This window comes from Alloyangia pacifica (assembly GCF_020524285.1).
In the GTDB taxonomy this organism is placed as follows: domain Bacteria; phylum Pseudomonadota; class Alphaproteobacteria; order Rhodobacterales; family Rhodobacteraceae; genus Salipiger; species Salipiger pacificus_B.
Genome location: NZ_JAIVKX010000021.1, coordinates 68,231 through 92,956 on the forward strand (window position 1 = coordinate 68,231; position 24,726 = coordinate 92,956).

27 protein-coding genes are annotated in these 24,726 nt (G+C 64.6%); 7 read left to right on the forward strand and 20 right to left on the reverse strand.

What is annotated here, in order from left to right:
• The first annotated feature begins 545 nt into the window (after positions 1–545).
• Together LC039_RS23865 and LC039_RS23870 are read left to right on the forward strand one after the other, a co-directional pair.
• Positions 546–1,430, forward strand: a complete 885-nt coding sequence (locus LC039_RS23865) for an ArdC family protein (RefSeq protein WP_226628894.1) — start codon at positions 546–548, stop codon at positions 1,428–1,430.
• A 586-nt stretch (positions 1,431–2,016) separates the two neighbouring features.
• Entirely contained in the window at positions 2,017–2,499 is a 483-nt protein-coding gene (locus tag LC039_RS23870; protein WP_226628896.1) for a hypothetical protein, read from the forward strand.
• Positions 2,500–2,532: 33 nt separating this feature from the next.
• On the opposite strand, the gene LC039_RS23875 is transcribed toward LC039_RS23870, so the two are convergent.
• Positions 2,533–3,243 carry a hypothetical protein gene (locus LC039_RS23875; RefSeq protein WP_226628898.1) on the reverse strand — a complete coding sequence of 237 codons (711 nt, stop codon included), beginning with the start codon at positions 3,241–3,243 and terminating at the stop codon, positions 2,533–2,535.
• Positions 3,240–4,022 carry a ParA family protein gene (locus LC039_RS23880; protein WP_226628899.1) on the reverse strand — a complete coding sequence of 261 codons (783 nt, stop codon included), beginning with the start codon at positions 4,020–4,022 and terminating at the stop codon, positions 3,240–3,242. The genes LC039_RS23875 and LC039_RS23880 overlap by 4 nt, the downstream gene beginning before the upstream one ends.
• Before the next feature lie 621 nt (positions 4,023–4,643).
• Between LC039_RS23880 and LC039_RS23885 the strand changes: the two genes are divergently transcribed.
• From LC039_RS23885 to LC039_RS23895, 3 genes are read left to right on the forward strand one after another with little or no spacing between them, the layout of a single operon-like run.
• The gene (locus LC039_RS23885) at positions 4,644–5,180 is read left to right on the forward strand and encodes a helix-turn-helix domain-containing protein (RefSeq protein WP_226628901.1); all 537 of its coding nucleotides are present in this window, start codon (positions 4,644–4,646) and stop codon (positions 5,178–5,180) included.
• Positions 5,177–7,078: a relaxase/mobilization nuclease domain-containing protein gene (locus LC039_RS23890; protein ID WP_226628903.1), complete on the forward strand. Its 1,902-nt coding sequence runs from the start codon at positions 5,177–5,179 to the stop codon at positions 7,076–7,078. Before LC039_RS23885 ends, LC039_RS23890 begins: the two co-directional genes overlap by 4 nt.
• A 22-nt stretch (positions 7,079–7,100) precedes the next feature.
• On the forward strand, positions 7,101–8,861 hold the full coding sequence (locus LC039_RS23895) for a type IV secretory system conjugative DNA transfer family protein (protein ID WP_226628905.1): 1,761 nt from the start codon (positions 7,101–7,103) through the stop codon (positions 8,859–8,861).
• Between the two features lie 532 nt (positions 8,862–9,393).
• Here LC039_RS23895 and LC039_RS23900 read toward each other — a convergent pair.
• From LC039_RS23900 to LC039_RS23985, 18 genes are all read right to left on the reverse strand, one after another.
• Positions 9,394–9,957: a hypothetical protein gene (locus LC039_RS23900; protein ID WP_226628906.1), complete on the reverse strand. Its 564-nt coding sequence runs from the start codon at positions 9,955–9,957 to the stop codon at positions 9,394–9,396.
• The gene (locus tag LC039_RS23905; protein ID WP_226628908.1) at positions 9,950–10,219 is read right to left on the reverse strand and encodes a hypothetical protein; all 270 of its coding nucleotides are present in this window, start codon (positions 10,217–10,219) and stop codon (positions 9,950–9,952) included. Before LC039_RS23905 ends, LC039_RS23900 begins: the two co-directional genes overlap by 8 nt.
• Positions 10,220–10,381: 162 nt before the next feature.
• Positions 10,382–10,699, reverse strand: coding sequence for a HigA family addiction module antitoxin (locus LC039_RS23910; RefSeq protein WP_226628910.1), 318 nt, complete (start codon positions 10,697–10,699; stop codon positions 10,382–10,384).
• Positions 10,700–10,886: 187 nt separating this feature from the next.
• Positions 10,887–11,132 (reverse strand): hypothetical protein, encoded by a 246-nt coding sequence (locus tag LC039_RS23915; RefSeq protein WP_226628911.1) that lies wholly within the window; start codon positions 11,130–11,132, stop codon positions 10,887–10,889.
• Positions 11,133–11,379: 247 nt separating this feature from the next.
• Positions 11,380–12,375 carry an ATPase, T2SS/T4P/T4SS family gene (locus LC039_RS23920; RefSeq protein WP_226628913.1) on the reverse strand — a complete coding sequence of 332 codons (996 nt, stop codon included), beginning with the start codon at positions 12,373–12,375 and terminating at the stop codon, positions 11,380–11,382.
• Positions 12,375–13,889 (reverse strand): TrbI/VirB10 family protein, encoded by a 1,515-nt coding sequence (locus LC039_RS23925; RefSeq protein WP_226628915.1) that lies wholly within the window; start codon positions 13,887–13,889, stop codon positions 12,375–12,377. The genes LC039_RS23920 and LC039_RS23925 overlap by 1 nt, the downstream gene beginning before the upstream one ends.
• A gap of 1 nt (position 13,890) precedes the next feature.
• Positions 13,891–14,628, reverse strand: coding sequence for a TrbG/VirB9 family P-type conjugative transfer protein (locus LC039_RS23930; RefSeq protein WP_226628916.1), 738 nt, complete (start codon positions 14,626–14,628; stop codon positions 13,891–13,893).
• Between the two features lie 2 nt (positions 14,629–14,630).
• The gene (locus LC039_RS23935; RefSeq protein ID WP_226628922.1) at positions 14,631–15,284 is read right to left on the reverse strand and encodes a virB8 family protein; all 654 of its coding nucleotides are present in this window, start codon (positions 15,282–15,284) and stop codon (positions 14,631–14,633) included.
• Positions 15,285–15,306: 22 nt separating this feature from the next.
• Positions 15,307–16,359 carry a type IV secretion system protein gene (locus LC039_RS23940; RefSeq protein WP_226628923.1) on the reverse strand — a complete coding sequence of 351 codons (1,053 nt, stop codon included), beginning with the start codon at positions 16,357–16,359 and terminating at the stop codon, positions 15,307–15,309.
• Entirely contained in the window at positions 16,359–16,871 is a 513-nt protein-coding gene (locus tag LC039_RS23945; protein ID WP_226628925.1) for a hypothetical protein, read from the reverse strand. Before LC039_RS23945 ends, LC039_RS23940 begins: the two co-directional genes overlap by 1 nt.
• Before the next feature lie 36 nt (positions 16,872–16,907).
• Positions 16,908–17,738, reverse strand: a complete 831-nt coding sequence (locus tag LC039_RS23950) for a type IV secretion system protein (RefSeq protein ID WP_226628926.1) — start codon at positions 17,736–17,738, stop codon at positions 16,908–16,910.
• Positions 17,731–18,810, reverse strand: a complete 1,080-nt coding sequence (locus tag LC039_RS23955) for a lytic transglycosylase domain-containing protein (RefSeq protein ID WP_226628927.1) — start codon at positions 18,808–18,810, stop codon at positions 17,731–17,733. The genes LC039_RS23950 and LC039_RS23955 overlap by 8 nt, the downstream gene beginning before the upstream one ends.
• A gap of 61 nt (positions 18,811–18,871) precedes the next feature.
• The gene (locus tag LC039_RS23960; protein ID WP_226628929.1) at positions 18,872–19,105 is read right to left on the reverse strand and encodes a hypothetical protein; all 234 of its coding nucleotides are present in this window, start codon (positions 19,103–19,105) and stop codon (positions 18,872–18,874) included.
• Positions 19,102–21,474: a type IV secretion system protein B4 gene (locus LC039_RS23965; protein WP_226628932.1), complete on the reverse strand. Its 2,373-nt coding sequence runs from the start codon at positions 21,472–21,474 to the stop codon at positions 19,102–19,104. Before LC039_RS23965 ends, LC039_RS23960 begins: the two co-directional genes overlap by 4 nt.
• Positions 21,464–21,745 (reverse strand): type IV secretion system protein VirB3, encoded by a 282-nt coding sequence (locus LC039_RS23970; RefSeq protein ID WP_226628966.1) that lies wholly within the window; start codon positions 21,743–21,745, stop codon positions 21,464–21,466. The genes LC039_RS23965 and LC039_RS23970 overlap by 11 nt, the downstream gene beginning before the upstream one ends.
• A gap of 54 nt (positions 21,746–21,799) precedes the next feature.
• Positions 21,800–22,120, reverse strand: coding sequence for a TrbC/VirB2 family protein (locus LC039_RS23975; protein ID WP_226628934.1), 321 nt, complete (start codon positions 22,118–22,120; stop codon positions 21,800–21,802).
• Positions 22,117–22,728: a lytic transglycosylase domain-containing protein gene (locus tag LC039_RS23980; RefSeq protein WP_226628935.1), complete on the reverse strand. Its 612-nt coding sequence runs from the start codon at positions 22,726–22,728 to the stop codon at positions 22,117–22,119. Before LC039_RS23980 ends, LC039_RS23975 begins: the two co-directional genes overlap by 4 nt.
• Positions 22,729–22,759: 31 nt before the next feature.
• A complete protein-coding gene (locus tag LC039_RS23985) occupies positions 22,760–23,134 on the reverse strand; it encodes a hypothetical protein (RefSeq protein ID WP_226628937.1) in 375 nt (124 codons plus the stop codon).
• A gap of 166 nt (positions 23,135–23,300) precedes the next feature.
• Here LC039_RS23985 and LC039_RS23990 point away from each other — a divergent pair, with 166 nt between their 5' ends.
• Together LC039_RS23990 and LC039_RS23995 are read left to right on the forward strand one after the other, a co-directional pair.
• Positions 23,301–23,579 (forward strand): hypothetical protein, encoded by a 279-nt coding sequence (locus tag LC039_RS23990; RefSeq protein WP_226628938.1) that lies wholly within the window; start codon positions 23,301–23,303, stop codon positions 23,577–23,579.
• 80 nt (positions 23,580–23,659) lie between these two features.
• Positions 23,660–24,445, forward strand: a complete 786-nt coding sequence (locus tag LC039_RS23995) for a hypothetical protein (protein ID WP_226628939.1) — start codon at positions 23,660–23,662, stop codon at positions 24,443–24,445.
• The last annotated feature ends 281 nt before the right edge of the window (positions 24,446–24,726 follow it).

The window sequence follows — 24,726 nt, forward strand, 5'->3', positions numbered from 1 at the left end:
CCGCGCCCGCCCCGCCTTCGGCCGGGCAGCAAGCCAGACCTTCCCACAAGTCGGCTCGCCATCCTTCGCTATATGGGTGCGCTTCCGGCTCGCCGCCTGCAAGGCCCGAGCCGTCCCCTCGGCCGGGGGCGGGCTGGAAAGCTCTGGCGGATTGATCTGAGGAGAGCCGCGCGGGGCGCGCGTCTCGCATGGGGCCGAAGGGCAGGGCAGGGGCTCGACGGGCTGGCGCCCGCTCACCCCGGCCCTGACATGATGCTGTTTGTTTGTCCGCCCAACAGACCGGCCCCGGAAAGTCAAAAGACAAGCGCCGCCGCTGGCGTCGTCTCCGCCGGGGCCGTGTCCTCGCGCTGCGCGCTGCGGGCCGCACCACCCCCGTCTCCGATCCTTTGACTGTCCGTGTCCGGCCCGTGGGTCGGGCTTCGCCCTCTCCCACTCTGTTCCGCCGAAAACATGCGTTTCCGGTCAGACAGATTGGCCGAGGCGCAGCCCATCGGCGGAAGGCGGGCCCGGGGCCCCCACCGTCTCCACCACGAAGGAGGCCACAAATGGCAAAGGCGAAGTTTGATGTTTACCAGCACGTCACCGATGAGATCATTGCGCAGATCGAGGCAGGCACACCGCCCTGGCGCAAGCCCTGGACCGGCGGCGCAGGTGGCGCGCAGATGCCGGCCCGCTTCAATGGCGAGGACTATCGCGGCATCAACGTGCTGATGCTCTGGGCGACCGCCGCCAGCAAAGGCTATGTGTCGGCAGGTTGGATGACCTATCGGCAGGCGCAGGAGCTTGGGGCGCAGGTGCGCAAGGGCGAGACGTCGGCCACGGTGGTGAAGTTCGGCACGGTCGAGCGCGAGAATGACGACGGCGACGAGAAGAAGATCCCCTATTGCCGCGCCTACCGCGTGTTCAACTCCGACCAGATCGACGGCCTGCCGGAGGAGTTTTATACCCGCACGGAGCCGCCGAGGGATCTCGGCATCACGGCCGATCCGAAACTCGAGGCGTTTATTGCCCGCACTGGTGCGGCGATCCATTCGACCCCGGAGCCGCGGGCTTACTATGACATCCGCGCGGATCACATCCACATGCCGCCGATCGAGACGTTTCTCAGCGCGCAGGCATTCTATGGAACCGTTCTTCATGAACTGACGCATTGGAGCGGTTCGGAAAAACGTCTCGATAGGTTCAAGCGCTTCTCCGACCGCACGGCCTACGCCTTCGAGGAATTGGTCGCCGAGATCGGCGCTTGCATGCTCGGGGTGCAGATCGGTGTGGCGCCGGAGTTCGACCAGAGCGCGAGCTATGTTGAAGGGTGGGTTGCTGCCATGAAAGGCGACAATCGCGCAATCTTCCGCGCCGCGTCGGAGGCGCAGAAGGCGGTGGACTTCATCTTGGCGGAGGCCGGGCGCAGCGCGGCCGAACAAGCCGCCTAAGAGGTTTGCCACCTTGAAGCTGATGATCGGGCCTCGCTCAGGCGGGGCCCGTCAAATTTCGCGGGTTGGTCTCAGCGTCTGCGCCGCCGAGGCCAACCCGCGCGGGCCGGGCCTAGGCCCGACCCGGGGAAGATGAGGCAGGGATCGGCTCTTCGCAGATTAGGCCCATCTTGAAAGCGCCGGGGTTCTCCCAGGCAATTTCGGTCTCTCCTGTGTTCCACCGAAATCTCAGTCCCAGGAAGTGTTCTTCTCCTGCGTCATCGAGGTGAAAAACTTTGGAGATCGGGAAGGCATAGAGTTTCTTTGCCAGCATGGTTCTTGTCCCAAATAGTTGAAGCCGGATAGCGCGCTATCCGGCCTGCCCGCCGGCGAGGCCGGGGGTAGCAAGGGCAGCAGAAATCGACAGGGGTGGTGCGGCCCGCAGGCCTTGGGCCGAGGACACGGCCCTGGCTATTTCTGTTGACCGCGCGAGGGGCTGCGCCCCTTAGCCCTGCCCATGCAGTTTTGCTTGCGGGCTTCGGTTTTCATTCCGGATGGGATGCCCTAGCGTAAGAGATGTACGCTTTGTGCTCAAAAGGAGTGTTTTATGCGACGTTCATCATTCGGTGCATTCATCGTCTCTGCGCTGATGCCGCTCATTGCACAGGCGCAGCAAGAGACCGGGACGCAGGAGGGGACCGCGGCGGGAGCTGCACCGGTGGTGATCTCGGATGTGATCTGGTCTCACAGTCTCCAGCGCGGATTGCCGGTGCATGATCTCGAGGGCCCCGGCGCAACGCTGCAGCTCGTCTGCGACCCGGATCGTGTCTTCGGCCCGCAGCCGAACGGGTCTTTCGCCGTGACCCTGCCGCAGGAGCGCGCGCCGGCGCGGATCGTGGTCCTGGCGCAAACCGGCGAGCAGGCAGCCTTCGAGCTCGAAGATGGCCGCGCCCTGCAGGCGAAGGCCGATCCCGATGCGTGGGCGACGCTGGTCGCCATCCTTGGGTCGAGCACCGAATTTGCCGTGGTCAGCGCGCATGATGCGGTGACTTGGAATGTGGACGAGGTCCTGACCGGCCCGTGTGAGTGAGCCGGCACCGTGGGCAGAAGCCCAGGGCGGTGCTTATCCCACCACTTTCCCCTCGTAAGCCGCCAGCGTGTCGAGACCGTAGAGCCGGAACAGTGCGCCGATGATCCGCGCGTCGGCGATGAGATCGAGCGGATCGCCGATCTCCGCGCGCAGGGCGCGGACAATCTCGGGATCCGAATAGGCGTTCACGAAAAGACCGCCGCTGCCCTCGGCCCGCGTCAGGTTGAGATGCGTCTTAAGCCGCTTGCTGTCGCGTAGCGCGCTTGCGTGATCGAGACCCAGATACCTCTTGCGCGCCTGCTTCATCAGCGCCTTTTCGAGATAATCGACGCTGGTGCCGAGCCGCACCGCCAAAGCCTCCAGCCGCGCCATGTCGGCCGGCAGCCAGACCACGAAGCCACGCACGTTCTTCTTCGCTGGAGCCCCGGCCTCCTCGGCCGCCGCGGCTTGCCGCGCTGCCGCCTTCGGCTGCGCCCGTCGCCTCGGCTGCGGCCGCATTGAGCCCGCGGGGCTCTCCTTGCCAGTCGGGGCAAGGTCAGGAGTGACGTCGGCGCTTGCGTCGGCGTCGGGCTTGGGCTCGATCCTCGGCTCTTGCGGCTCGGGAGTGGCGCGGGCCGCGTAGCGGGCCGTGGACCCTGCGAGCCGGCTGCTCGCCTTTGCGTGCTCGGCGGCGTTTGGCAGCGCATGCGAGGTGCGCACGACACGGGACCTCTTGCGCTTTTCTGGCTTGGGATCGTTGCTCATTCTGCCGCCTCCCTAACGTCGATGACGGCAAGGAGTTCGTCGAGCAGCGCGTCGCCGCCGGCCAGGATGTCCAGCATGGCTCCGCCCTGCAGCCGCCCGGCGGGCTGGGCGTTCGCCGCCTCGGCGGCCACGCCGAGCGGACCCCAGGCCGCGATCTCGCGCCAGTATTTCGAGTTGGGGATCACGGTCAGCGCATGCGGCATGTTCATGACCGCCTGTAGAGCGTCGCGATCGCGTGGCGTCAGGCTCGCGATGTCGAGATCCCCGGTCAGCACCGAGATCATCTTGGCTGGCACTGCGGTCAGCACCGTGCGCAGCGCCGGGGTGGGGGAGTCGGGCGTGACGGTCTTGAGGATGTCCTCGAACCACTCGAGCGTCCGCTCGGCAATCGAGTAATCCGACTGCTCGGGCCGGGTGGGGATCAGCACGAGATCGGTGGCAAGGATCAGGTCTTCGGTGTCAGCGTTGGCGCCCGGGCGGGTGTCGATCAGCACGAGATCATAGCCCTCGGCTTCCATGCGATCGTAGCCGTCGTAGATCTCATCCATATCCGCGACCGCGCCGCTGATGGTCAGCTGGTCGTGGCGCCAGGCGGGTTTGTCGATCTTGCCCCAGGAGGCGCGGTTGAAGCTGGCCTCCCAGCCGAGCGCTTGGGGGTCGGTGTCGACGTCGAAGATGTGGACCTTCATGCCGCGGGCGAGGGCGGCCGAGGCGAGGATGCGGGTCAGCGTCGTCTTCCCGCTGCCGCCTTTCATCATAATGGTCGAGATGGTCTTCAAGCCCGGTCCTCCAAGTCCTGCGGTCCACACATTCAGCACGCCAGAACTCCGGCGGACCAAGCCTCCAGCGATCAACAACGCCACGGCTCCAGCACTCAAGCTCTCATCTTCTCAATGAGTTAAAAACTCAATATTTCAATATCTGCAGCATTCCGCCGATCCAGAAGTCCAGCAATGTTGCACTCATTTATTCCTTCTCTCCTTCTCTCCTTCTCTCCTGCGTTCCAGCACCTGCCGCGATTTTTTTGGTCCGGAGATTGCGCGCGGAGCGCACATGGGGCTGGGGGCCAAAAAATCGCACATTGGCCCTCTCCGCCTGGCGTGGGGCGGCACGCCCCACGCCAGGCACATCGGGACGGGTGTGATCCGCGGACGGCCCCGGCGGCAGCTCTCGCAGGGGCGAGATTGCCCCCTCCTGGCCTGCGGATCACCGCGCCCTGCCTAAGTGACCCCGAAGGGTCACCGGGCGCGATACGGAGACCATGAAGGCTGTCCGGTTTCCGCAAGCGGAAATCCCCCGAAGGGGCGAAAACCGGCCTTTATGGTCGGTTGGCTGGAACGGTATTGCGTTGTACATCTATAGAGCGTGTCTGAATTTTGATTGCTGCTTGAGGTTGCGATATGCCCCGCGGGCCCCGTCTCACCCACAAGGATATTGCCGAGATCAATCGCCTCCTGGGCGAGGGATTGTCCGAGGCCGAGATCGCCCGGCGTAGCGGCCGGTCGCGCCAGACGGTGGCGCGCGTGCGCAACCAGGCGGTCTCGTCGCACACCACGACCGAAGGCGCGGTGGTCGGCACCCGGGTCAGTGTCGAGGAATACGCGGCCTTCAAGGCGCTGATGGAGGCGGAGGGGCTGACGCCTTCGGACGGTATTCGCCGTCTCATGCGGCTGGCCGTCGGGGCGCTTGATCTGCGGGTCGAGGAGATCGAGGCCCTCGCGCAGAGCCGGCGCGAGCTCGTGGCGGTGGGGCGCAATCTCAATCAGATGACCCAGCTTGCGAACTCCGGGGGGCTCAAGTGGAACGTCCGGGACGGCAAGACCGTGGCGCAGCTCGACGCGCGGGTGGGAGACCTCACCGAGGCGCTGACCAATTTCATCAACGTGGCGCGCCGGCGGACGTTGGCGGATGTGGCCTTCCCGGAGGTGGATAAATGAGGGCGGGGTCGGGGTCGCTGTCGATCGAGGAGGCCGTTCTTGGCTATCCGCTCGAGGACCTCGCGCGCCGCAGCCGGAGCGGCGGGACGGGCACGCGCGTGCCGGGCGCGGGGCATGGCAGCGTACAGGCCCGGTCCTTCCGGGCCTTTGCCGGCAACGCGCAGCGCTCGCCGCAGTCTGTGGTGAAGCGGATCCGGGCCGGGGGGTGCCATTCCAAGGAGGAGCTGACCCGCCAGCTCAACTACATCACCCGGGAAGACGCGGCACATGCCACCTGGACGAACTTCGCCGGGGTGGACCGTGATCTTCGCCCCAACACTTTGTCGCGGGCGGTGGAGGATTGGTCTTCGTCCTGGCGCGGCGCCCCCCGGCGCGGGCACACCGACCACATCATTTTGAGCTTTCCCAAGGGCACAGGCATTGAGGCGGCCGAGGCGGTGGCGCGGGAGTGGGGGCAGGCAATCTTTGCCAGCGGCGACTATGGCGATCAGTGGCGCTATGTCGCCGCGGTGCACCGCGACCCGGATCACATCCATGCGCATTTTGTCGTCGACAAGGTCGGCTGCGACTGGGGCAACTTCCTGTCGATCAGCATGAAGTCGGATCTGAACTACGACGTGATGCGCGAGTGTCATGCCGAGCTCTCGCGGGCGCATGGCATCGACATGGTGGCCTCCAACCGGCTGTCGCGCGGGATCATCGAAAACCCGCCGCGCGAGACCGAGTACCGCGCGGCGCATGACAGGACCGGTCGGGGGGACCTGGTTCCGCCGCCGCCGATGTCGGATGCGGAGAGGGCGCACCGCCGCGCGGTGGTGCAGGACTTTGCGAGGCAGTATTCCAGTCTTGGTCTGCTCGCTTCGCTCTCCGGCCCTGGCAACGCTTTCATGGAAAAGCTGTCGCAGGCGTTCTTCGCGTCGGCGCAAACCCTTGAAGACGGAGGTCGTCTCATGCCCGAGGCAGACACCCTGATGCCACCGCAGACGCACGCCGCCGAACAGGCGGGGAGCTTTGATCCCGTCGCGGCCATGACGCAGGCGCGCGAGCAGTTGCTGGCCGAGGCGCGGGAGACCTGGGAGAGCATCCAGGCTATGGAGGCGGGGCCGGAGCGGGTGCGGATGGAGGCGGAGTTCTCCCGCACCAGCACCGAGCTTATGGCCGCCACCCAGGCCGATCCCTTCTTCAAGGACCACGCGTTGACGGCTGAGACGCGCGACGATTTCTTTGCGCATCTGACCTCCGCCTCGCTGCAGCACGTACGGGACGGGCTCGAGGCGGAGGATCCGCGCATAGGCCAGATCGACAGCACGCTGGACGATCTGCGCGAGGCGCTGACCGCCGCGTTTGAGCCGGATGCGGATCTTATGACGCAGCTTGGCACGACGCCCGAGGAGTTGGCGGAATACGCGGCGCAGGGGGACCACTCCCTGGCGCAGGCGGCGCTGTGGCAGGGCCGCACGGAAAGTCTGGACGAAGGTGCCTCCGCGCGGCTGGCCGCGGTCTTGGAAGAGGGGCATCGGATCATCGACGGCGTGGCGGTGCCGCGGGACCTTGTCGAGCAGTTGGCGCTCGACCAGCTGCTGACCGTGGACAAGCACCACCAGCTTGCCGACGTGCCGGCCATCGAGAGCCTCGTCGATCGGATGGCGGATACGCTCTCGGATGAAGATCTGGGACGCGTGCTCGAGGGCGACAGCACCCCGCTGCAGGACGAAATCCGCGATCCCGCGGTTCGGGCGGCGGTCGCGGGCGAGCTGAAGAACGAAGCCGACCTAGTGGTGGGGCAGGGGGCCCGCGAGCGCGAGACCGTGGAGGCCTACCAGGCCATGGCGCAGGTCCGGCAGGCCGAGCTCGCGGCCGAGCAGGGATTGGGCATCGAGGACGGGCACGAGCTCTAAGCAGACGGGAGGATCTCTTACGATGATCCAGAATCTAGATACGGCGTGGCGCTATCCGCTCGCCGTGATTGGCGGTCTGCTGCCCGGCGGTTACATCGGCGCCATGCTCGCCACCATCTACGGCGCGCTCGTCTTCCGCGAGAGCTTGAGCAGCCTCGATCCGCTCGAGCCCTGGTTCCTGCGCTGGAGCTGGCCCACGCTTCAAGCCAATCCAGACGCCCTGCAGGTCATCTTCCTCATCAACGGTCTGGTGGCGCTAAGCCTGGTTGCCGTGGGGGTCGCCGGGGTCTACCGCGGCCGGCTCACCAGCTATGACAACGCGCATTTCCAGTCGCGGCGGGAGATGCGGCGCAACAAGATGGTCAAGCCGATCTCCGAGGAGGGGTTCGTCTTCGGCAAGACCACGGGGCCGGAAAAGCAGGGGCTCTACATCTCCGCCACGCCAAACCGGTTTCCGCATTTCATCATGGTGGCCCCGTCCGGGCGCGGCAAAGGTGTGGGCTTTGTCAGACCGAACCTTCTGCATCATGGCGGCAGCGCCATCGTGCTCGATGTGAAGGGCGAGAACTTCGAGAAAACCGCGATCCATCGCCAGAAGGGTCTCGGGAACCGCATCTGGTATTTCTCGCCCTTCGATTACGTGGAGACCGAAGGCGGGCCTTCGACCCGGACGCATCGCTTCAACCCACTGGCGCGGATCGCGGCCATTTCTGCGCCGGACCAGCAGTATACCGCGCTCAATATCCTGGCAGACCAATTCCTGGTTGTGCAGGGAGATGCGGCCAAAGGCTTCTACCAGGCCGGCAAGCGGCTCTTCGTCGCCTCCTGTCTCTTTGCCATCGAGCAGGGCCGGCCGAACCTCGGCTTTGCCAAGGAGATCTTCGGGGGCGGCGGCAAGACCGAGGAGACCTACCGCGAGTACGCCGAGATGACCGACATCCCCATCGTCGCGACGATCTTTTCCGAGATGGCGGGGATGAGCCAGAAGATCACCGACAGCTACCGCTCGGTGATCAATGGTGCCGGCTTCCAGCTCTGGGACGACCCTTCGGTGGTCCGTGCGACGCTGGAGAACGACTTCGATTTGACCAGTTTCCGCCGGGAGGCGCAGACGCTCTACATCACCACGCAATCCGAGCACCTGACCACGTTGGCGCCCCTCGTGCGACTGCTCTTCGCCGAGGGTATCGCGTCGCTGCAGCGCGCTGAGCCGGGTTCCGACGAGCCCTACACGGTCATGTTCCTGATGGACGAGTTCGACCAGCTCGGGCGCCAGCCGCTGGTCGAAAACAGCATCAAGACGATCCGCTCCTTCGGCGGGCGCTTCTTCATCATCACCCAGTCGATTGCCGGTCTCGACAACACCTCGCTCTATGGTGAGGCCGGGCGCCGCGCGCTTATGGCCGGCGCCGGGGTAAAAATATTTATGACGCCTCAGGAGGACCACACGGCGACGGTCCTGTCGGACATGCTGGGCAAACACACCGTGGTGTCGAAGACCGAAAGCCAGAGCCGTATTCGCGAGCTCGACGACAGCGCCAATATCAGTCGCCGCAGTGAAGAGCGGGCGCTGCTTTCGCCGGGCAAGCTCCTCCAGTTCCCGATCGACGAGGTGCTGATCCTGCCGGAGGGCCAGTATCCCATCAAGGCGCATCGGATCACGTCCTACGAGGACCACCATTTCGGGCCGATTGAGGCGGCGCGACACGGGCACGCGCTGCCCTATCCGCCGCTGACCGCCAGGCCGAAGCGCAAGGTCGCGAGCCTGGCGCAGATTACGTAGGCGGAGGAGACGGTCGAGACCTGCGAGCACTACGGCGAGCGGTTTGCCGAGATGCGGACGCGGGCGGAGGCCAAGAGGAACAAGGGCGGGGAAAGCGGAGTGGCCTCCCGGCGGCGTCCCAAGCGGGCGGGCGCGACGGATTTGTCGAAGTTTGAGGATGCCGATGGGGGCGTGCAGAAGGAGGAGAGCGAGAAGGTCTAGGAAGCCTTTTCCCCGGTCGGCCGATCCTTCTGTCCTCACCGCCCACCGCCGGACCTGAAAAACGATCTTTGGCCCTGAAAAATGTACCTGCCGTGGGGATGGCATGAATTCTGTCACCGGGTCTCCGATGCGGCCGAATGGCGGCTACCATGGAGGAGCTAGGTAGTGTTTTGGGGGCGACAGATCCTTAGCGGGAAGGGGTGAAGAAACGACCGTACGCCCGTTTGGTCCGCTCCCCTATCGAGCTTCGGTTGTCGCCGTCATGTCAAAGACAAAAAAGCCCGAACCGGATGCGCGAGCGGCGTGCAGAACCGTCGAAAGCTGGCCCTTTCTAGGGCTGAAGGACAGCAGGCTGTTCGCGATCGGTACGGGGGGTTCGCTCGATCGTGGCGGGGTCGATTTCGCGCATTGTCAATTGAGCATTCACGCGCCGTGCAGCGGGTCCCGCGCGAAACCACTTCGAAGCGGAAGCGAGGTTAAAACGAGGACGGCGCTGGCCCTCTTTCGGCATGGAGGCCTCCATCACCACCTCGATCATCTCATCAATGCGGTATAGGCCGCCCGCGACGGGGAGGGGCATCTTGCGCTGCTGAAGGGCCTGACGCTTCACTTCGAGCTTTTCGGCAACATCTGCGAGACTCACCAGATCAGGGCGGACCTCGCGCAAGACAGTGCCAGCCGGCAGCGCTTTGATCAGCGCCCGCGCGGCGTCAAGGATCACGCTCTCTGCATCGTCCCCTTCGGCTTCCAGCTCTACACCCAGCAGGCCTGCATGACCGGTGCCCACGAGAGCATCCTCGAAGCCCGCTTCGAAGACGGCGTCGGACAGCGCAAACGCATCGTGCTCACCTTCCGGGAGCGCGAAAACCAGTTCGAATTCGATTTCTTCAGCCATCGGACTTTCCTTCGCCTTCTTTATCAAGCCTCACGCAGGCCAGAGCTTTCTGCCGGATCTTCTTCGCGAACTGCTGCGGGTTCTTGGGTGTCGACCAGACCGACATCTGGCAAAACTCGCCGCAGCGGCATTCCTTATCGTTCGCAGGGCACCGGAGGATCCCCCACGCGTGCCCTTTGCCTTCGATAAGAGCCCATCCCAGCTCTTCGAGCTCTTGGATGACGGTCTCGATTTCCTTCGACGTGTGCTTCTTTCTTGGCACTCAAGATACTCCGCTCGATTAAATTGTCAATCGACAAGATAAGCAATGAGCGAGCCCACTACTGCACCTCGTAGTCTGTCTCATCACGTCTCTGCAGCCGGTCCCTGGGACGTTCATCCGAGGGCTTTGCCCTTCAGGAGGCCGGGATACAGACGCGAAGGTCTAGGTCGTGGCCACGCTATCAGACGCGGCGCTTAGTGTCGGGATGGCCGACACATCGACGTCGCGGGTTGCATGCCAGGCATCATAGGCCCCCTGCATCCTGATCCAGACCAGTGGCGCGGGGCCGAATAGCTTACCGAGCCGCACGGCGACTTCCGGGCTGACGGGCTTCCGTTCGGCCAGCAGGTCATGCAGGTGCTGACGCGATATCCCCAGAAGGCGCGCGATTTCGGACTTGGATTTCCCGGTCGCGGGGATCACATCCTCGCAGAGCAGTTCGCCCGGATGCGTCGGGCAGCGGTTGGGGTTGCGGCTCATCCTCGCCTCCTCCGTGATATTGCTCGTAATCCTGCACATCGGAGTCGCCGTCGCGGAACTCGAAGGAAATTTACTATGGGAGCTTCTTCCCGCGACCCACAACGCAATGCAGGGCCTCCTGCAAGCGTTCGAGAAGAACCTAGTGTTAACGCCACGGAGCCGATCAGGGCCGCGCGCGGTATAGGCATCACGCCTTGCTGCGGTGGTGCCGAAGGACATTCGCAATCATCACGCCGCAAAAATAGCACATCATCGCGATGAAGAAGTAGGGGATGGCCAGCCCGGGTGTCGTGAAGGTCCGGGTGTCGAAAAGGCGGCCGATCGCCACAAGCAGCCCGAGAGGCACGAGTAAGGCGCCCAACCAAGTCGGCCATTTCCGAGGCCAGGTGAAGTGGCGAACCAGAAAACCGATGAGGGTCGGAAGATACAGCAACGTAAATCTAAACATGGGGAGACAATTTTCTTTCCAAACCGGGCAACTCTGACCGTCAAGAATGCCGCTGACGAGATCCAGGAAAACCCAATTCTCCGATTCTAACGATAAGGTGTGCCCATTTATGGGCACACCTTGCTTTGCATCATACGAAGATGGCTGCCCCAGCGCACGGCCAACGCGCAAAATACCACCCGTAAGCATTACCCTTCTTCACCATTGCGCAAGGCTCGTACCTGACCGCCCGTCAGTTTCCCATCCCTGGCAGAAGAATCTCCGCAATCCCCCTTCTCCCATCCTCTCTTCCAAGCTGGATCACCACATCGATGCTGTGCGCGCAGTAGCGGCGCACCTCTTCGAAGCTCATGTTGAGCCCAGTGCCGAGCACCATCACCGCAAGCCGATCGATGGCCTTGAGCGCGGTGTCGGCGTGGATGGTGGTGAAGGACCCGCCGTGGCCGGTGTTGATGGCTTCGAGGAAGGTGAGGGCCTCAAAGCCGCGGAGCTCGCCGAGAATAATTCGGTCGGGGCGCATCCGCAGGCTGGATTCCAGGAGCTTGGCGGGGGATTTTTCAGACCCCGGCAACCGGTCCGATTTCATGGAGACGGTGTTGGCGTGGGCCGGGAAGAGCTCGAAGGCGTCTTCAATGGTGACCAGCCGTTCGCGCGGGCCCACCATGTCGAGGAGCGCGCGGGCGAAGGTGGTTTTGCCTGTGGAGGTGCCGCCGGAGATCACCACGTTGAGTCGATCCTCGATGCAAAGCTGCATGGCCTCGGTCACCTTGCCCGCGCCGGTCAACTCGCGCACCTGCTGTGCCCGGTCGCGGCGCCGCTTGTCGAGATCGATGAGCTGACCATGCAGAAGCGTCATGTCTCCGATCTCGAGCTTGGACTGCGAATACCGCCGGAAGCAGACCGAGGGCGCGCCTTCGATCACCGGCGCCGCCACCACCTGCGCCCGCAGCGGCGCGCCGGCATGTGTGATCTTGCCTGAGACGATCGGCTTTTTCGCCGAGAGCGGCACGTCGACCTCAGAAGCGATGGCTTTGGCGAGGTCGGCGGCCTGGGCGGGCGCGAAGCCCAGCCCTTCGGCCCGCTGCATGTGGCTGTCGCCTTGCCGCTCGACCCAGACCCCGCCATCTGGGTTGATCACCACTTCCACCACGTGTGGATCCCCGAGATAGGGGCCCAGAGGCACAAGGTAGCTTGCAAGGAAGGACGCGCGCGGCGGTGCTGCGGTCATCAGAAGAACTCCAAGTCGCGATCGACGATGACAGATATGGCGCTGCCTTGCTCGACTGTGATGATCGGGGGCAGGGTGGCGTAGTCCGCCGCCGCAGAGCTGGTGGCGTCGCCAAGATCCTCGGTGACATCGCGGGCAATGTCGGAGGTGGTGTCATCGTCGATTTGCGCGGCGGCGATGCTTGGGCCCGCACCGATGAGCGAGATCAGCGCGGCATTGCCGAAGCGCGTGCCAAAGCGGGTGTCGACCTGCCCGCTGATGCCGGAGCGGCCCATCTGATCGCCGCCAAAGGCCGAGAGCTGCACCGATTGGCCGCCCGGGGTCACGAGACGGGTCCAGCCGATGAGGATGCGGCCCTGACCGATGTCGATGTCCGAGCTGTAGGAGCCGAAGAGGCGCGAGCCAGAGGGGATCAGCACCTGGCTCTGATCGAAGGACCAGACCGGGTAGTTGACCACGGCCGATACGACGCCGGGAAGCGAGGAGTCGACGGCGTTCTCGAGGCTCGCCTGGATCATCGTACCCTGCAGAACGGTGTAGGAGGGATTGGCAATCTCCGTCGCCTGCTCGGTCGGCGTGGCACCAGTGCTGCCGGTGACAAAGGCGCGCAGCGCGCTGTCGCGCGATTGCCCGCGCGGGCTCAGTTGGCCGGCTGTGTCCCCAGGCCCACCTTGCGCCGGTTCCGCGCTGCCTGAGCTTGCGCCGCTGTCGTAAATCACCGCCTCTGATTCGACGCGGGCCTGCAGCTCTTCCTGCTGCTGGCGCCGACGCTCGGCCAGCTCGGCCTCGCGCTCAGCTTGCCGCCGCCGCTCGGCTTCGGCGTCCTGGGCCTCCTGCGCGGCGTCGTTGCTGGCGGTGGTGATCTCGGTCTGCAGCGCCAGGTTTTCTCGGCGCAGCGACTCCAGCGTCTCTTCCTGCTGGGTCATGCGCTCTTCATTGGCAGCCTGCAGGGATTTCAGCTGGTTGGCGAACTCCTCGCGCATCTGCTGTGCCATTTGGGCATTCTGCTCCTGTGTTTCCTGCAGCGCACGGGAGAGGTCTGCGACGACGGCGCTGTCCTCGCTGCCGGCACGACCGGACAGATCGGCGAGGCTGCTCTGCAGCTTCTGCACCTGTTCCTGCAGGGAGGCATTGCGCTCTTCGAGCGCGCTGCGCTGACTGTCGAGCTGGTCCTGGATGAGGCCGAAGTCAAAGCCTTCGTCTTCGGGCTCTGGTGTAGCGGTAGGCGCGATGTTGCCGAAGCCGCCGCCCGTCGCCCCGTCCTGGAATTCGGTCACGTTGGAGGTTTCCACGGGCGCGCTGTCCTCTTCGCCCGCAACCATGGCGTAGGCCAGCACCACGAGCAGGCAGGCCGCGATAATGCCGGAGATCAGCTTGCCGGCGAGCGAGTTCAGCCCCAGCGCCGCGCGGCGGGGCTTGCGCTCAACGCGGTAGGCTTTCTCCTGAGCCGTGCCTTCACCCTCGAAATCGGTCTGCTCGAAAGCCTGATCGTCGGTGCCTATATGCTCGGCCATCTCAGAATTCCTTCCCGGCAAGGCTGCGGAGGATGAAGGGATCCACGGTCTTGCCGCCCGCCACGCGGCGGATGCAGATCACCTCGTCGCCGATCCGGATGGTGAAGGCGTCAGCCAGACCGCCGACGCGCACGATCCGGCCGCGGGTCTGCGAGTTCACCGTCAGCTCATAGCCTTCGCTGTCGACGGCGAAGATCGAGGGGCGGACCTCCTGGCGGAACTCGAAATACGTCGCATGCCCGTCGTTCCAGACCGCCGTGGGGCGGGGCTGTCCGCCACCGGCGTATTCGTAGCCGGTGTCGCGGGTGCCGATCGCCTTGGGCGTGCTGGATGCCCGGGCCGGCTGGTCCTCGGGGTATCTGACCACGACGCGGTAGGTCGGGGTCTTGCTGCGGCCTTCGGTCAGGACAAAGGCGATCGCGCGGCGCGACGTGTAGATGGTCATGTTGCTGTGGGCGCTGGCGATGACCGGTTTGACCGAGACCGTATTGCGGTTCGACAGAACCTCGACATCGAAGGCCTCGGAATCCCCGAGAAGCACCTGCTCGATCCGCTCACCCCGGCCGAGCTCGAGCGCAGTGTTGGTCCGCAGGTTGGTGTCGACGCGGATCACGTCGGAGGGGTTATACCAGACCGAGCGCACGCGGGCGTCCTGGCCCATGGTTTGCGGCGCGCGTTCTGCCAGCGCCGGCAGGGGGAGAAGGAGGGCGGCGAACGTGAGTGCAAAGATGTTGCGCATTGTCAGCCTCCCAGCGTTTCGGCCGAGACATTGAAACTTGTCACGGTAAAGCCAAGCGGGTTTTCCCAGACCCGTTCGAGGGCGCGTTCCTCGCGCGGCTGGAACTCAAAGCCGATGACGGCGACGAAGGGACGGGTGACGCTGTCCTGGCGCGGCGTGCGCAAGGTCTTCTCATAACGGACCTGGGCGACCGTCGTCTCGAGGAAGGTGATGGTTTTCACCCGCACTGTCACCTCCGCCCCCTGCCCATAGAGGCGGGGCGGGTAGGTCTCATTGTCGCTGTCATTGCTCCAGAGGGAAACCAGCGAGCGCCGGGCGCCGCCAGCCGAGCGGCGCTGCACGCTTTCGAGCCGCTCCTGGATGCCGGCCATGAGGAAGGACTCGCGGTCCGAGACGTAAGAGACGAGCAGGCTTTCCTTCACCGCCTGCTCGTCTTCGATGCCGGTGGGCTGCACCTGCATGATCCGCTCCGCGTCGCCGGTGTCGCGGTCCACCAGCACGGTGAAAACCTCGGTCGTCTTGAGCGGCATCATCGTGGCGATGGAGAGGGCCATGAGGACCGAGACGCCGGTGGCAACGCCGGCCACGATCCAGGCGCGCTTTTCACTGCGGCGCGGGGCCATGATGATGTCCGTATCGAAACTGTGTTCTTTCACCAAAACCTCCTTCGCGGGCCGATTACTTGCCGCCCTTGGCGACGGATTTCTGCGCCAGGGACACGGCGAGCCGGGCGGCGGCGGCCGCGCTGCCAGGCGCGCCGCCCGCGGCGCTCGAGATTGCCGCGCCGACCGCATGGCCTTCCCGGCGGGCGCCGGAGCTGATTCCGTATTTGGGTTCCTTGCGCCCGGTCATGCCCTCGGCCATGCCGCGGGCGCCGGCCACAGCGCCATAGCTGTGGGACTTGGCCTGCTGGTAGGTGCCGGAGGCGGCCTGCCCGAGGCCAATGGCGGTCGAGCCGAGGGATTGGGCGATGGTCGGGACCATGAACATGAGCCCGGTGCCGAGCATCATGACGACCACGAAGCCGATGATGTCGCCGATGGTCTCGGCGGTATCCGGTTCAGGCGCGAGCATCTCGCTGGTGGCGATGGTGAAGCCGGCCATCGCCGCGGTCAGCAGCGGCACGAAGGCGAACCCCAAAGCCAGCTTGGTATAGGTCTCGAAGATCGGCGCCGATTGCTTGAAGAGCGTGCAGGCAATCGCCAGCGGCCCGACCACGATCAGCACCGCGATCATCAGTTTCGCAGCGCAGATGACGACGATGGAGATGGTCGCCATCAGGGCCGCGATGAGGAACATGAGCAGGCTGGCGAGGGCGCCGGAGATGTAGGAGCCGTTCTCGGAGACCGCTTGGCCAAGGTCGAGGGCTTGTACATAGAGCGTGTCGAGACCGTGGTAGAGGTCCGTGACGCTGGCACCAGTCATGGCTGAGAGTACAGTCCCGCCCAACTGGCTCGGGGTTTCTGTCAGAACGCCATAGACCGCGTCGAAGTTGGCGAAGGAGGACAGGAAGATCATGACCAGGGCGATCCGGGTGATGAGGCTGAGCCCATTGCGGACCGTCATCGGGACGGCCTGGATCGCGAGGTTGATCCCTGTCATCGCCACGAGGAGCACCGCGCCAACGCGGAACACCGGGATGACCGAGCCCGCCACTTCGTTGTAGGCGGCGGCACCGACAGACGCGGCCGTCGTATCTACCGCCGACAGGACATCCGCGATGATGGCCATCAGGGAGCCTCCCGGCAGGTTTGATTCCGGAAGTCTCGATATTCAGCGTACACGGCGTTCTTGTTCGCGATGTTGTACTCGCGCAGCTTCTGCATCTCGGTTTCGGAGATGTCCTCGGGCATCACGCCAAGGAACTTGACCGAGAACTCCTCGAAGGAGCGCGCCGCCTGCGGGCAGGTGCAGGTCTGCTCTTCGAGGCGCTGGACCTTGTTGAAGGTCTGATAGGCGGTGCGCGCGGTGCCGAAGTTGAACCCCGGCTTGGCGAGCAGCCCGACCTTCGGGGGCTCCCGGCGGCAGAGCGCCTCGTCGCCTTCGAAGAAATACATGCTGCGGCTCTGCATCTCCTGCATGATCGCCAGCAGGTCGTCGGCATCTTCGGCGTCCACCGCCGCGACGGCCGCTGCGCTGAGCTCCGGTGCCGAGGCGGCGCTGTAGTCCTCGGCCCAGGCGACACTGGCCACACCCGCCAGGGCAAAGCCCGCCGCCAGGCCCGTGATCATCTTCGCAAACATATGGGTCTCCTCTTTCAAATCGCGTTTAGGCGCCGCTCAGTCGGCGGTGCCCGAGTAATCAAAAAAGCTGCGTTCCTTGGCCTGCTCGGCGGCCCAGTTCACGCCGGTCTGGCCCTGTGCGAGGCCGGCGGCGGCGTTGAGCCGCCACATCTGGCCGAGCATGAAGTTGGTCTCGGCTGCCATGCGGGTGTTAAGATCGACGCTCTCCTTGAGCGTCTCCTGATTGGCGATCTCATCCACTAGGCCGTTGACCCGCTCGAGGCTGGATTCAGCCTCCTCATACGACAGCTGCGCCGCGGCAATCGCCGTTGCGCTGGTGCCCGCGGTCTGGGCGATGACCTTGTCTTGGGGGTTTTCCGAGGAGGAGAGCTGCGAGAGCCGATCGGAGGTCAGCCCGGCCGAAGCCAGGGTTTCGCGCATCTGCTCGGCGGCATGCTTCTCGCCCATGGTGACATCGCCATCGAGCAGGTTGTCGAGAAGGGCGTCGAAGTCCCCCATGGCCAGGTCATCGGCGAAGCCGCTGAGGTCGGTGATCTTGGCGGCGCGGTCCCGCAGGTCTTCGGCGCTGTTGTAGAGCGTGGCGATGTCATTGAAGCCGGTCAGCGAGTCCCCGATGAACTCGAGGCTGGTGATCTGCTCCATCTGCAGCTCGATCTGTCTCTTCAGCTGCTGGATTTGCTCGATCTGGTTTTCGGCATCCTGCAGCGCCTGCTGCAGCTGCTCGACGTTCTTTGCGAGGTTCGAGCCGTCGATGACCGGCACGCCCTGCGCGAGACCGGGCGCGGTCAGCGCGAGGGTCGCGGCGCTGGCGGTGCCGAGGCAGATGGCAAAGCGACGCAGGGCCCTGCGAGCGGTCGTCTTACTCATCGCGGTACTCCCAGAAATTCGTGGCCTGCAGCCCTTGGGCGGCATCCGACATGCCGCGGGCGGCTTCCACCTTCACCTGTGCAGCGCGCCGGCGCAGGGTCAGCGCCATGAGCCGTGCCCGCTCGGCCATCATGTAGGTGTTGTGATCGGCGGCCTGCTTTTCGGTCTCGGGCCTTGCCTGCTGCAGGAGGCCATAGATGCGCTGCATCGCCATATCGATCTGGGCGTTCACCTCGTTGGCGTAGCCCATGGAGGCATTCGACCAGTTGCCCCATTGCGCCGAGGCGCCATCGATCCCGGCGAGCGTGCCGGTCTGGTCCTTGCCGGTGATGAGCGACAGATAGCTCTGGTAGTAGCCGCGGATCCGGCGGACGTAGTTTTGCGTCTCGTCGAAGGGGGGCACGCCGCCGTATTTGTCGACATTGCCGGGCCCGGCGTTATAGGCGGCGAGGGCAAAATCGATCCGGCCGTAGGACTGGAGCTGAGCGAGGATGTAGCGCGCGCCGCCGTCGAGGTTCTGCCAGGGATCGCGTGGATCGACGCCGAGATCGGCGGCAGTGCCGGGCATAAGCTGGCAAAAGCCCATGGCACCCACATGCGAGACAGCGGCATTGTTGAAGCGGCTCTCCTGCTTGATGAGCGACTGGAACAGGATGCGCCAGGTCAGCGGGGTCAGGCCCGCGGCGCCGACACCTGCGTGGGTTTCGTATTTCGCGGCCGTCTCGATGATCATCTGCTCGACGCTGGCATCCTCGCCAAAGAGCCTCTGCGCATCAGCGCTGCTTTCCTCCGTCACCGGATAGGTTTCGGCAGCGCTCGGAAAGCCACCCGCGCCGTCTTCGAAGCCCGAGACATCTGTCGTGCCCGTCGTCTGCTCGAGGAAGCGCGCGTAGGCCTCCAGCTGCTCCTGGTGCAAATCCTGCTGCGCCTCGCGGCGGCCGAGCTTGTCCTGCTGCTTGGCAAAGTCGCGCTCCCCCTCGGAGAGCCGCGAGATCGCATTGGCGAGGTTCGAGCCGTCGACGATCGGCACGCCCTGGGCCAGAGCGCTGGGGGCGGGGACTGCAGCTAGCATCAGCCCGGCCACGCCCAGCCCCGCCGCCCCGGTCCGCGATGCGGCTGAGATCGGTGCCCACTTAGAGCGGGGAGAACTGGCAATCATCACTCCCCTCCGCAGCAAAACTCATTTGGGAAGGCGACGCGGCGCCCCGGCTCACCACGGCGCCGCGCGTCGCGGTGGCCGGGATGACCGCGTAGCTGCCCTCGGTCCGGAACGTGCCGGCGCAGGGCGACTTGCGCCCGGTCGAGACGCCGGCGGCGCAGCCGGCGAGGGCCAGTATCAGGGCAGCGGTGGAGAGGAGCTTTGTCATGCCATGTCCTTCCAGAAATCAGAATTGCGGCGCCACTCGAAGGGCGCGCGATCTTCGCCTTTCGCCCCGCCGCCGAGCACGGTGACGAGATCCGGGCCGAGGCCTGAGAGGTCGAAGTTGACGAAGAGGCTGTCGCCGGCCGAGCGCAGCAGCGCGAGGCGCAACCCGCCTGTGCTTTGCGAGACAAACTCCGCCTCGCGGTCATTGAGCTTGAGGATACGGTAGTCCTCTGGATGAGCCGCCGGGTTCGGAAATAGGATCTGCGTCGAGACCATCTCGGAGATGATCGCGCCCACGCTCGACTGCGCGAGATGGCCGGGGGTCTGGGTCAGCATCGTCACCACGCAGTTCTTCTTGCGCATGGTGACCAGCCATTCCTGCAGGCGCTTTACGAACATCTCGTCGTTCAGCATCTTCCAGGCCTCGTCGATGACGAGGATGGTCGGGCGCCGGTCCTCGATGACGCGCTCGATCCGCCGAAAGAGGTAGGCCAGAAGCGCCGTGCGCTCGGTGCCGAGATCCAGAAGCTCGCTCATGTCGATGCCGACGACATCCTCGCCGATTTGAATGCCGGTCTCTGCCTCCTCATCAAAAAGCCAGCCGAAGCGGCCCGCCGCGGTCCACTCGCGCACGCGGGAGACAAGATCGCCATCGTCGTCGGTCTGGTTCACCGCCGAGGCCAGGGCCGAGAAGCTGCGCAGCTCGGGCTCGGCCGAAACCACGCGGCGGATCGCGTCGTTTAGCGCCACGGTCTGGAAGGTCTCGAGCGGGCGGCCGCTGCGCGAGAGAATGTTGGCGGTCCAATCGGTGAGCCAGGCCGCGCCGCGGCTGTCGGTCTCGGTGAGGAAGGGATTGAAGCCGGTGGGCTGACCGATGCGGACCGTGCTGTAGGTACCGCCCATGGCGCGCACCGCCATCTCGAGGCCGAGGTCCTTGTCGAAGACCACGATACGCGCGCCGACGCGGCGGGCTTGGGCCATGAGGAACGCGGTGCCGAGCGTCTTGCCCGAGCCCGGGCGTCCCAGCACAAGCGTGTGCCCGCCCGAAGGCTCGGCGGTGCGCGATCCCGGTTCGTGGAAATTGAACCGGTACTGGCACGACGACACCGAGGGCAGGGCGGTGATATTCTCACCCCAGGGGGATTGGTCTTTGTTGCGCCCGGGCGCGCCGGCATGGAAGGCGGCGAAGTCCGCGAAGTTGGTCGAGGTGGTCAGCGCCGCCCGGTGCCGGTAGCGCCAGTTGCCCGGTGCCTGGCTGAAGAACATGGCGCGGGCCGCAAAGCTCTCGCGCACCAACGTCGCGCCCGACTCCTGCCCTGCCCGCCAGACCTCGGAGGCGGCCTCTTCCAGCGCCTTTTCGCTCTCAGCGGTGACCATGACGGTGAGCTGGTGCTTGCCCAGCACGCCGCGGCCGGAGGCGATGTCGTCGAGCAGATCGTAAAGCCCCGCACGCAGCGACTGCGCGGCATCCTCGGTCGCCCCCATCTGCCGCGCGGTGCGGGCAATCTTTTCCTCGGCCTCGTTGTTGCGGATCGGCGTGAAGCTGTTGGTGACCACGATGTCATAGGGCAGCTCCAGCGCGTCGAGCACGGTCGGCAGCGACTTGTTCGGCCAGGCCTTCACCCCGAAAATCGCGCCGAAGCGGCGGGTCATGCCAATGTCGATGGCAAAGCGCTTTCCCTTGAAGAGGTATTGGGCGTTGGTCATGGAGGCCGAGAGAAACTGGCCGGGCTGCCCGTGCATCGGCTGGAATTCCTGGCCCTGGATCGTGCCGAGATAGCCGAGCCAGTCGCCATCCGAGACGCGCAGCCGCCGGAACCCAACCGCGTGATACATCGCCTGCAGAAGGCCCATGGCCTCGGCCATGCGCTCCTTGCGCACCGCGAGGTCAGCCTCGAAGCTGGATTTGACGGCCCGGCCCAGCCCCATCTTCTGGCTTGCGCTCGGGCGCATGGCGAGCGTGAGCAGCAGGACCCGGCGCTTGAGGGATTTGGCGGCAATCGTCTCGCGCCAGCGCCGGTCGATCTCCGCGGCGAAACCGGCCTCATCAAAAGGCGCGAGGTCGAGATCCGCAGGGATGGTGATCTTGTTCACATAAAAGCCGAAGCGCTCGCCAAGCTGGCCGACAAGACGGGCAAAGCCCTGCGTCAGCGCTTCGATCTCCGGGGCCTCGGCGGTGAAGCTGTCGATGCCGCCGATGACGGCCGAGGCCAGAAGATCGCCCTGGCGCGTGAGGATGAGATCATCCTCGGGGGCCGAGAGATAGGGCAGGTGGCGCGCCACCGGCTCTTCGGCAAAGAGGCTCTCGGGCAGTACCGAGCGCAGTAGGGCGCTGTCCTCGAAGAGGGCGGAGAGGCGGTTAAGAGACATAGCGATCGCCCCCGTTTCGCGTGTAGGTCCGGGTGCGCGGGGTGGTGGAGAGGACCCCGGCGACGATCTGGAAAAGATGCGGGTTCCTGTCCGCGACGAGCCAGAGGATTGGGTAGGCGATCAGGGCGATGCCGAGGAACCGCACATCATCAAAAGCCACAAAGGGGATCACCGAGCCGAGCGCTAGGCTGATGAAATAGCCTAGCGGAAGCCCGAAGAACTTGGGAGGGCGTGTCAGCCCGAGAAACAGGGGGTGCTCTTGCATCGTCATGCGCTCCAACGAAGAAGGCCTCCCGCGCCACGCGGGGCGGGGAGGCTCATGGCGTCAGGTGGCCTTGAAACCGTCGATGATGGTTTCGGCGGAGAAGACGATGACAACGCCGACGAGAATGACGAGAAAGAGCGGCCAGTTGAGGCGGCCGGTGAACATCATATAGCCGGACCCCACGAGGGCGAGGATCGCGATCAGACGGCCGATGGGGCCGGTCAGCGCATCGACAATCGTGCCAAGCATGTTCTCGAGCGGATCGAGGTTCTGCGCCAGCGCGGGCTCGGCGATGAGCGCGAAGATGGGCAAGAGGTAGAGCAGCCCCTTCCAGTTGAGGGAGGTGAGGCGGCCTATAAGCCCTTTCGTGATCGTGGTCATATGCGGTCCTTACCGATGGTTGCCAGGTAGACGTCGAGCACCTTGCGAACGTGCCCTTGTGTCTCCCGGTAGGGAGGAATGCCCTGGTACCGGGCGACGGCATCCGGACCGGCGTTGTAGGCGGCAAGCGCCAGGGGCACCGATCCAAATTCTTCGAGCTGCATGAGGAGGTAGCGGGCCGACCCGTCGAGGTTCTCGCGCGGGTCGTGCGGGTCGACACCGAGGACCTGCGCGGTTCCGGGCATGAGCTGGCCAAGGCCGATCGCGCCCACGTGCGAGCGGGCCGATTGCCGGAAATTGCTCTCGATGGCGATATTGGCCCGGAAGAGGGCGATCCACTCCACAGGGGAGATGCCCGCGCGGCGGAGCCCCGGATGGTGGGCGTGGGCCTGCGCGATGCTCGAGATCAGCCGCTCGACCTCAGCAGAGCCGTGACGGCGCGAAAGGCCGGGACGGGAGGGGGCAACGGCGGCAGCAATTGCCTGCGTGCCCCCGGCTTCAGAAGAAAAATCCCTCGGCTTGCCGAAGTCGAGAACCGAGGCGGTGACCCGCCCCGCGTCTCGCGGGCCCCCGAGGTCGATGACCTCGGCGTGGGCCCAGGGTGCCATAGCCGCGAGCGCGGCGGAGGCACAAAATCGTCTAGTCTTTTGACGTGTCCTCATAGGTTTTCCAGACCGCGCGCTCTCCTACGTGACGCGGAACGGAAATGGGGGAGACGCCGAGATCCATGCCGAAGGACAGGAGACCTGTCAGAGTTCGGATGGTCTTCGTCTTGATATCCCTACCGTGGACAAGAAGCAGTCGGTGCGTTTGACCGTCAATCTCGGCAACGGCGTAGAACTTCCACGCGGCCTGAAATTGGTTGCTCACGCGCTCTGGCGCTTCGATGCACTCGACTTCAACTGTCCCACCGGCTTCCAGGGTTTCCCTCACTCCCGCAAGCGTAATCACTGGTGAAACTTCTCGCATTTTTTTTGCCTCGTTCCTGGGGTCGTTCGATTTGTCGAGTGACACGGAGGAGGCATACACACTTTTTGGGTAGCGCGAAACACATCATGGTGCAATACATAATTAGTAAAACTATAAAACGTTAAAAATGTCTAAAAGTGATGTTATATACATGACGTGGATGTATATGCCTGCCACCCGCTGTGTAAGATGCGCTGCCTCCGGAGCAGCCTTGGTCGCGGTGACGCTAGCGGGGACCGCGCCTGCGCAAACGACAGCGCTGGACTGTGTGCCGCCACCGGTTCCTACCGCAGACCTGCCGCAGGACGTTCTCGAGGAATACCGCAATGAGCTCGGGCTCGAGTTCTCGAGCTACTTTACCGAGGCACAGCGCTACCTGCGGTGTCTTGAGCTGGCGGAAGAGACAGCGCGGCAGGACATCGACGCGGCACTCAAGGCCTACGCGCGCCTGCAAGTCATTAATTCAGATGAGAAACATATTCGAAAGTGATGTATCGTGCAGAAAACATGCTGGACGATTCAGGAAGTGATGTGTTTAGTTTACGGCACACCTTTTGCGGGAGTAGGGCGATGAAACATCTCCTTGGCGCTTCAGCCACGGCTGCCCTGGCATTTGCCGGGAGCCTGACCGTGACATCGCACCCGGCGTGCGCCTACCAGATCGATTGCGCGATCCTGCTTTGTCTCTCCGGCGGCTGGCCCGCTTCGGCGCCCTGCGTTGCGGCAAAGACGGAGTTCATCCGCCGGATCACCCCGTCGCCGATCGAGCCGCCGCTGCAGATCTGGCGCTGCCCGATGCATGCGACCTATCCGGGAAACGAGGACCGAACGCCGGAACAGCGCCTCTATGATGTTGCGTTTGACCGGCGCGCGCACCCGGTCCAATCGCCGTCGGAATCCAGCGGCACCCAAGCTGGCATGGGTGAAGGTGCAGTGCCGATGGACGGGCTCATCTCTGCGGTGATGAAAGAGGCTGCGGTTGGAGACGCCCCGAGACGCGCCCTCTTGCAGCAGATCGCCGACTACACCTCCGAGCATGGCGTGGCCGATATCGACATCAGCGATCCGGTCTTCGACTTCGTGCGCTCGATCCGGGTCTACAGCGTCGAATACATGCGCCAGCGCGAGCGGGGCAGCGACAATGACCACTGCGAGCGGCAGAGCCGCGTGCGTGTCGGCCGCTATGGCGTGCAGGGCGATTTCTACTGGCGAGACAGCAGTCCCTCGGCGCTGCCGGCTGCCTTTGTCGGCGATGAAGGCTGGGGCGAAAGCTGCACTTACATTTCGCGCCGATCGGTCTTCGTGGACTGGTCGGACTATGAGGGCAACTACGACTACGAGCAGGTGAATTACTAGCGGCCCGGCCGCCGCGCGAGGTCGCGGCTTGCAGAGCGGGTCTTGAGTGGCAGGCGCGTCGCCGCAAGCGGCGCTTGGAGAGAAAGGAGCAGCTTCCCCACCCCCCAAATAAGAAACCCCGCGAAGGCGGCAACCTTCACGGGGGAGCTCTTAGAACAAGGGTGTGCAAACCCTTGGAAGCAAGCCTCATCACTTGCGACTCTATCAGCCTCCCCCAATGGCAGACAAGGAAAAACGCACCTGTGCGAATGGGTAAATCTTGTCTGGCGCCGCCTCGCCAA

Excerpts from the sequence above, each read along its gene's own strand:
- LC039_RS23865 (WP_226628894.1), top strand. The coding sequence starts at position 546 with ATGGCAAAGGCGAAGTTTGATGTTTACCAGCACGTCACCGATGAGATC.
- LC039_RS23870 (WP_226628896.1), top strand. The coding sequence starts at position 2,017 with ATGCGACGTTCATCATTCGGTGCATTCATCGTCTCTGCGCTGATGCCG.
- LC039_RS23875 (WP_226628898.1), bottom strand. The coding sequence starts at position 3,243 with ATGAGCAACGATCCCAAGCCAGAAAAGCGCAAGAGGTCCCGTGTCGTG.
- LC039_RS23885 (WP_226628901.1), top strand. The coding sequence starts at position 4,644 with ATGCCCCGCGGGCCCCGTCTCACCCACAAGGATATTGCCGAGATCAAT.
- LC039_RS23890 (WP_226628903.1), top strand. The coding sequence starts at position 5,177 with ATGAGGGCGGGGTCGGGGTCGCTGTCGATCGAGGAGGCCGTTCTTGGC.
- LC039_RS23895 (WP_226628905.1), top strand. The coding sequence starts at position 7,101 with ATGATCCAGAATCTAGATACGGCGTGGCGCTATCCGCTCGCCGTGATT.
- LC039_RS23900 (WP_226628906.1), bottom strand. The coding sequence starts at position 9,957 with ATGGCTGAAGAAATCGAATTCGAACTGGTTTTCGCGCTCCCGGAAGGT.
- LC039_RS23910 (WP_226628910.1), bottom strand. The coding sequence starts at position 10,699 with ATGAGCCGCAACCCCAACCGCTGCCCGACGCATCCGGGCGAACTGCTC.
- LC039_RS23920 (WP_226628913.1), bottom strand. The coding sequence starts at position 12,375 with ATGACCGCAGCACCGCCGCGCGCGTCCTTCCTTGCAAGCTACCTTGTG.
- LC039_RS23925 (WP_226628915.1), bottom strand. The coding sequence starts at position 13,889 with ATGGCCGAGCATATAGGCACCGACGATCAGGCTTTCGAGCAGACCGAT.
- LC039_RS23930 (WP_226628916.1), bottom strand. The coding sequence starts at position 14,628 with ATGCGCAACATCTTTGCACTCACGTTCGCCGCCCTCCTTCTCCCCCTG.
- LC039_RS23940 (WP_226628923.1), bottom strand. The coding sequence starts at position 16,359 with ATGGCCATCATCGCGGATGTCCTGTCGGCGGTAGATACGACGGCCGCG.
- LC039_RS23945 (WP_226628925.1), bottom strand. The coding sequence starts at position 16,871 with ATGTTTGCGAAGATGATCACGGGCCTGGCGGCGGGCTTTGCCCTGGCG.
- LC039_RS23950 (WP_226628926.1), bottom strand. The coding sequence starts at position 17,738 with ATGAGTAAGACGACCGCTCGCAGGGCCCTGCGTCGCTTTGCCATCTGC.
- LC039_RS23955 (WP_226628927.1), bottom strand. The coding sequence starts at position 18,810 with ATGCTAGCTGCAGTCCCCGCCCCCAGCGCTCTGGCCCAGGGCGTGCCG.
- LC039_RS23960 (WP_226628929.1), bottom strand. The coding sequence starts at position 19,105 with ATGACAAAGCTCCTCTCCACCGCTGCCCTGATACTGGCCCTCGCCGGC.
- LC039_RS23965 (WP_226628932.1), bottom strand. The coding sequence starts at position 21,474 with ATGTCTCTTAACCGCCTCTCCGCCCTCTTCGAGGACAGCGCCCTACTG.
- LC039_RS23970 (WP_226628966.1), bottom strand. The coding sequence starts at position 21,745 with ATGACGATGCAAGAGCACCCCCTGTTTCTCGGGCTGACACGCCCTCCC.
- LC039_RS23975 (WP_226628934.1), bottom strand. The coding sequence starts at position 22,120 with ATGACCACGATCACGAAAGGGCTTATAGGCCGCCTCACCTCCCTCAAC.
- LC039_RS23980 (WP_226628935.1), bottom strand. The coding sequence starts at position 22,728 with ATGGCACCCTGGGCCCACGCCGAGGTCATCGACCTCGGGGGCCCGCGA.
- LC039_RS23995 (WP_226628939.1), top strand. The coding sequence starts at position 23,660 with ATGAAACATCTCCTTGGCGCTTCAGCCACGGCTGCCCTGGCATTTGCC.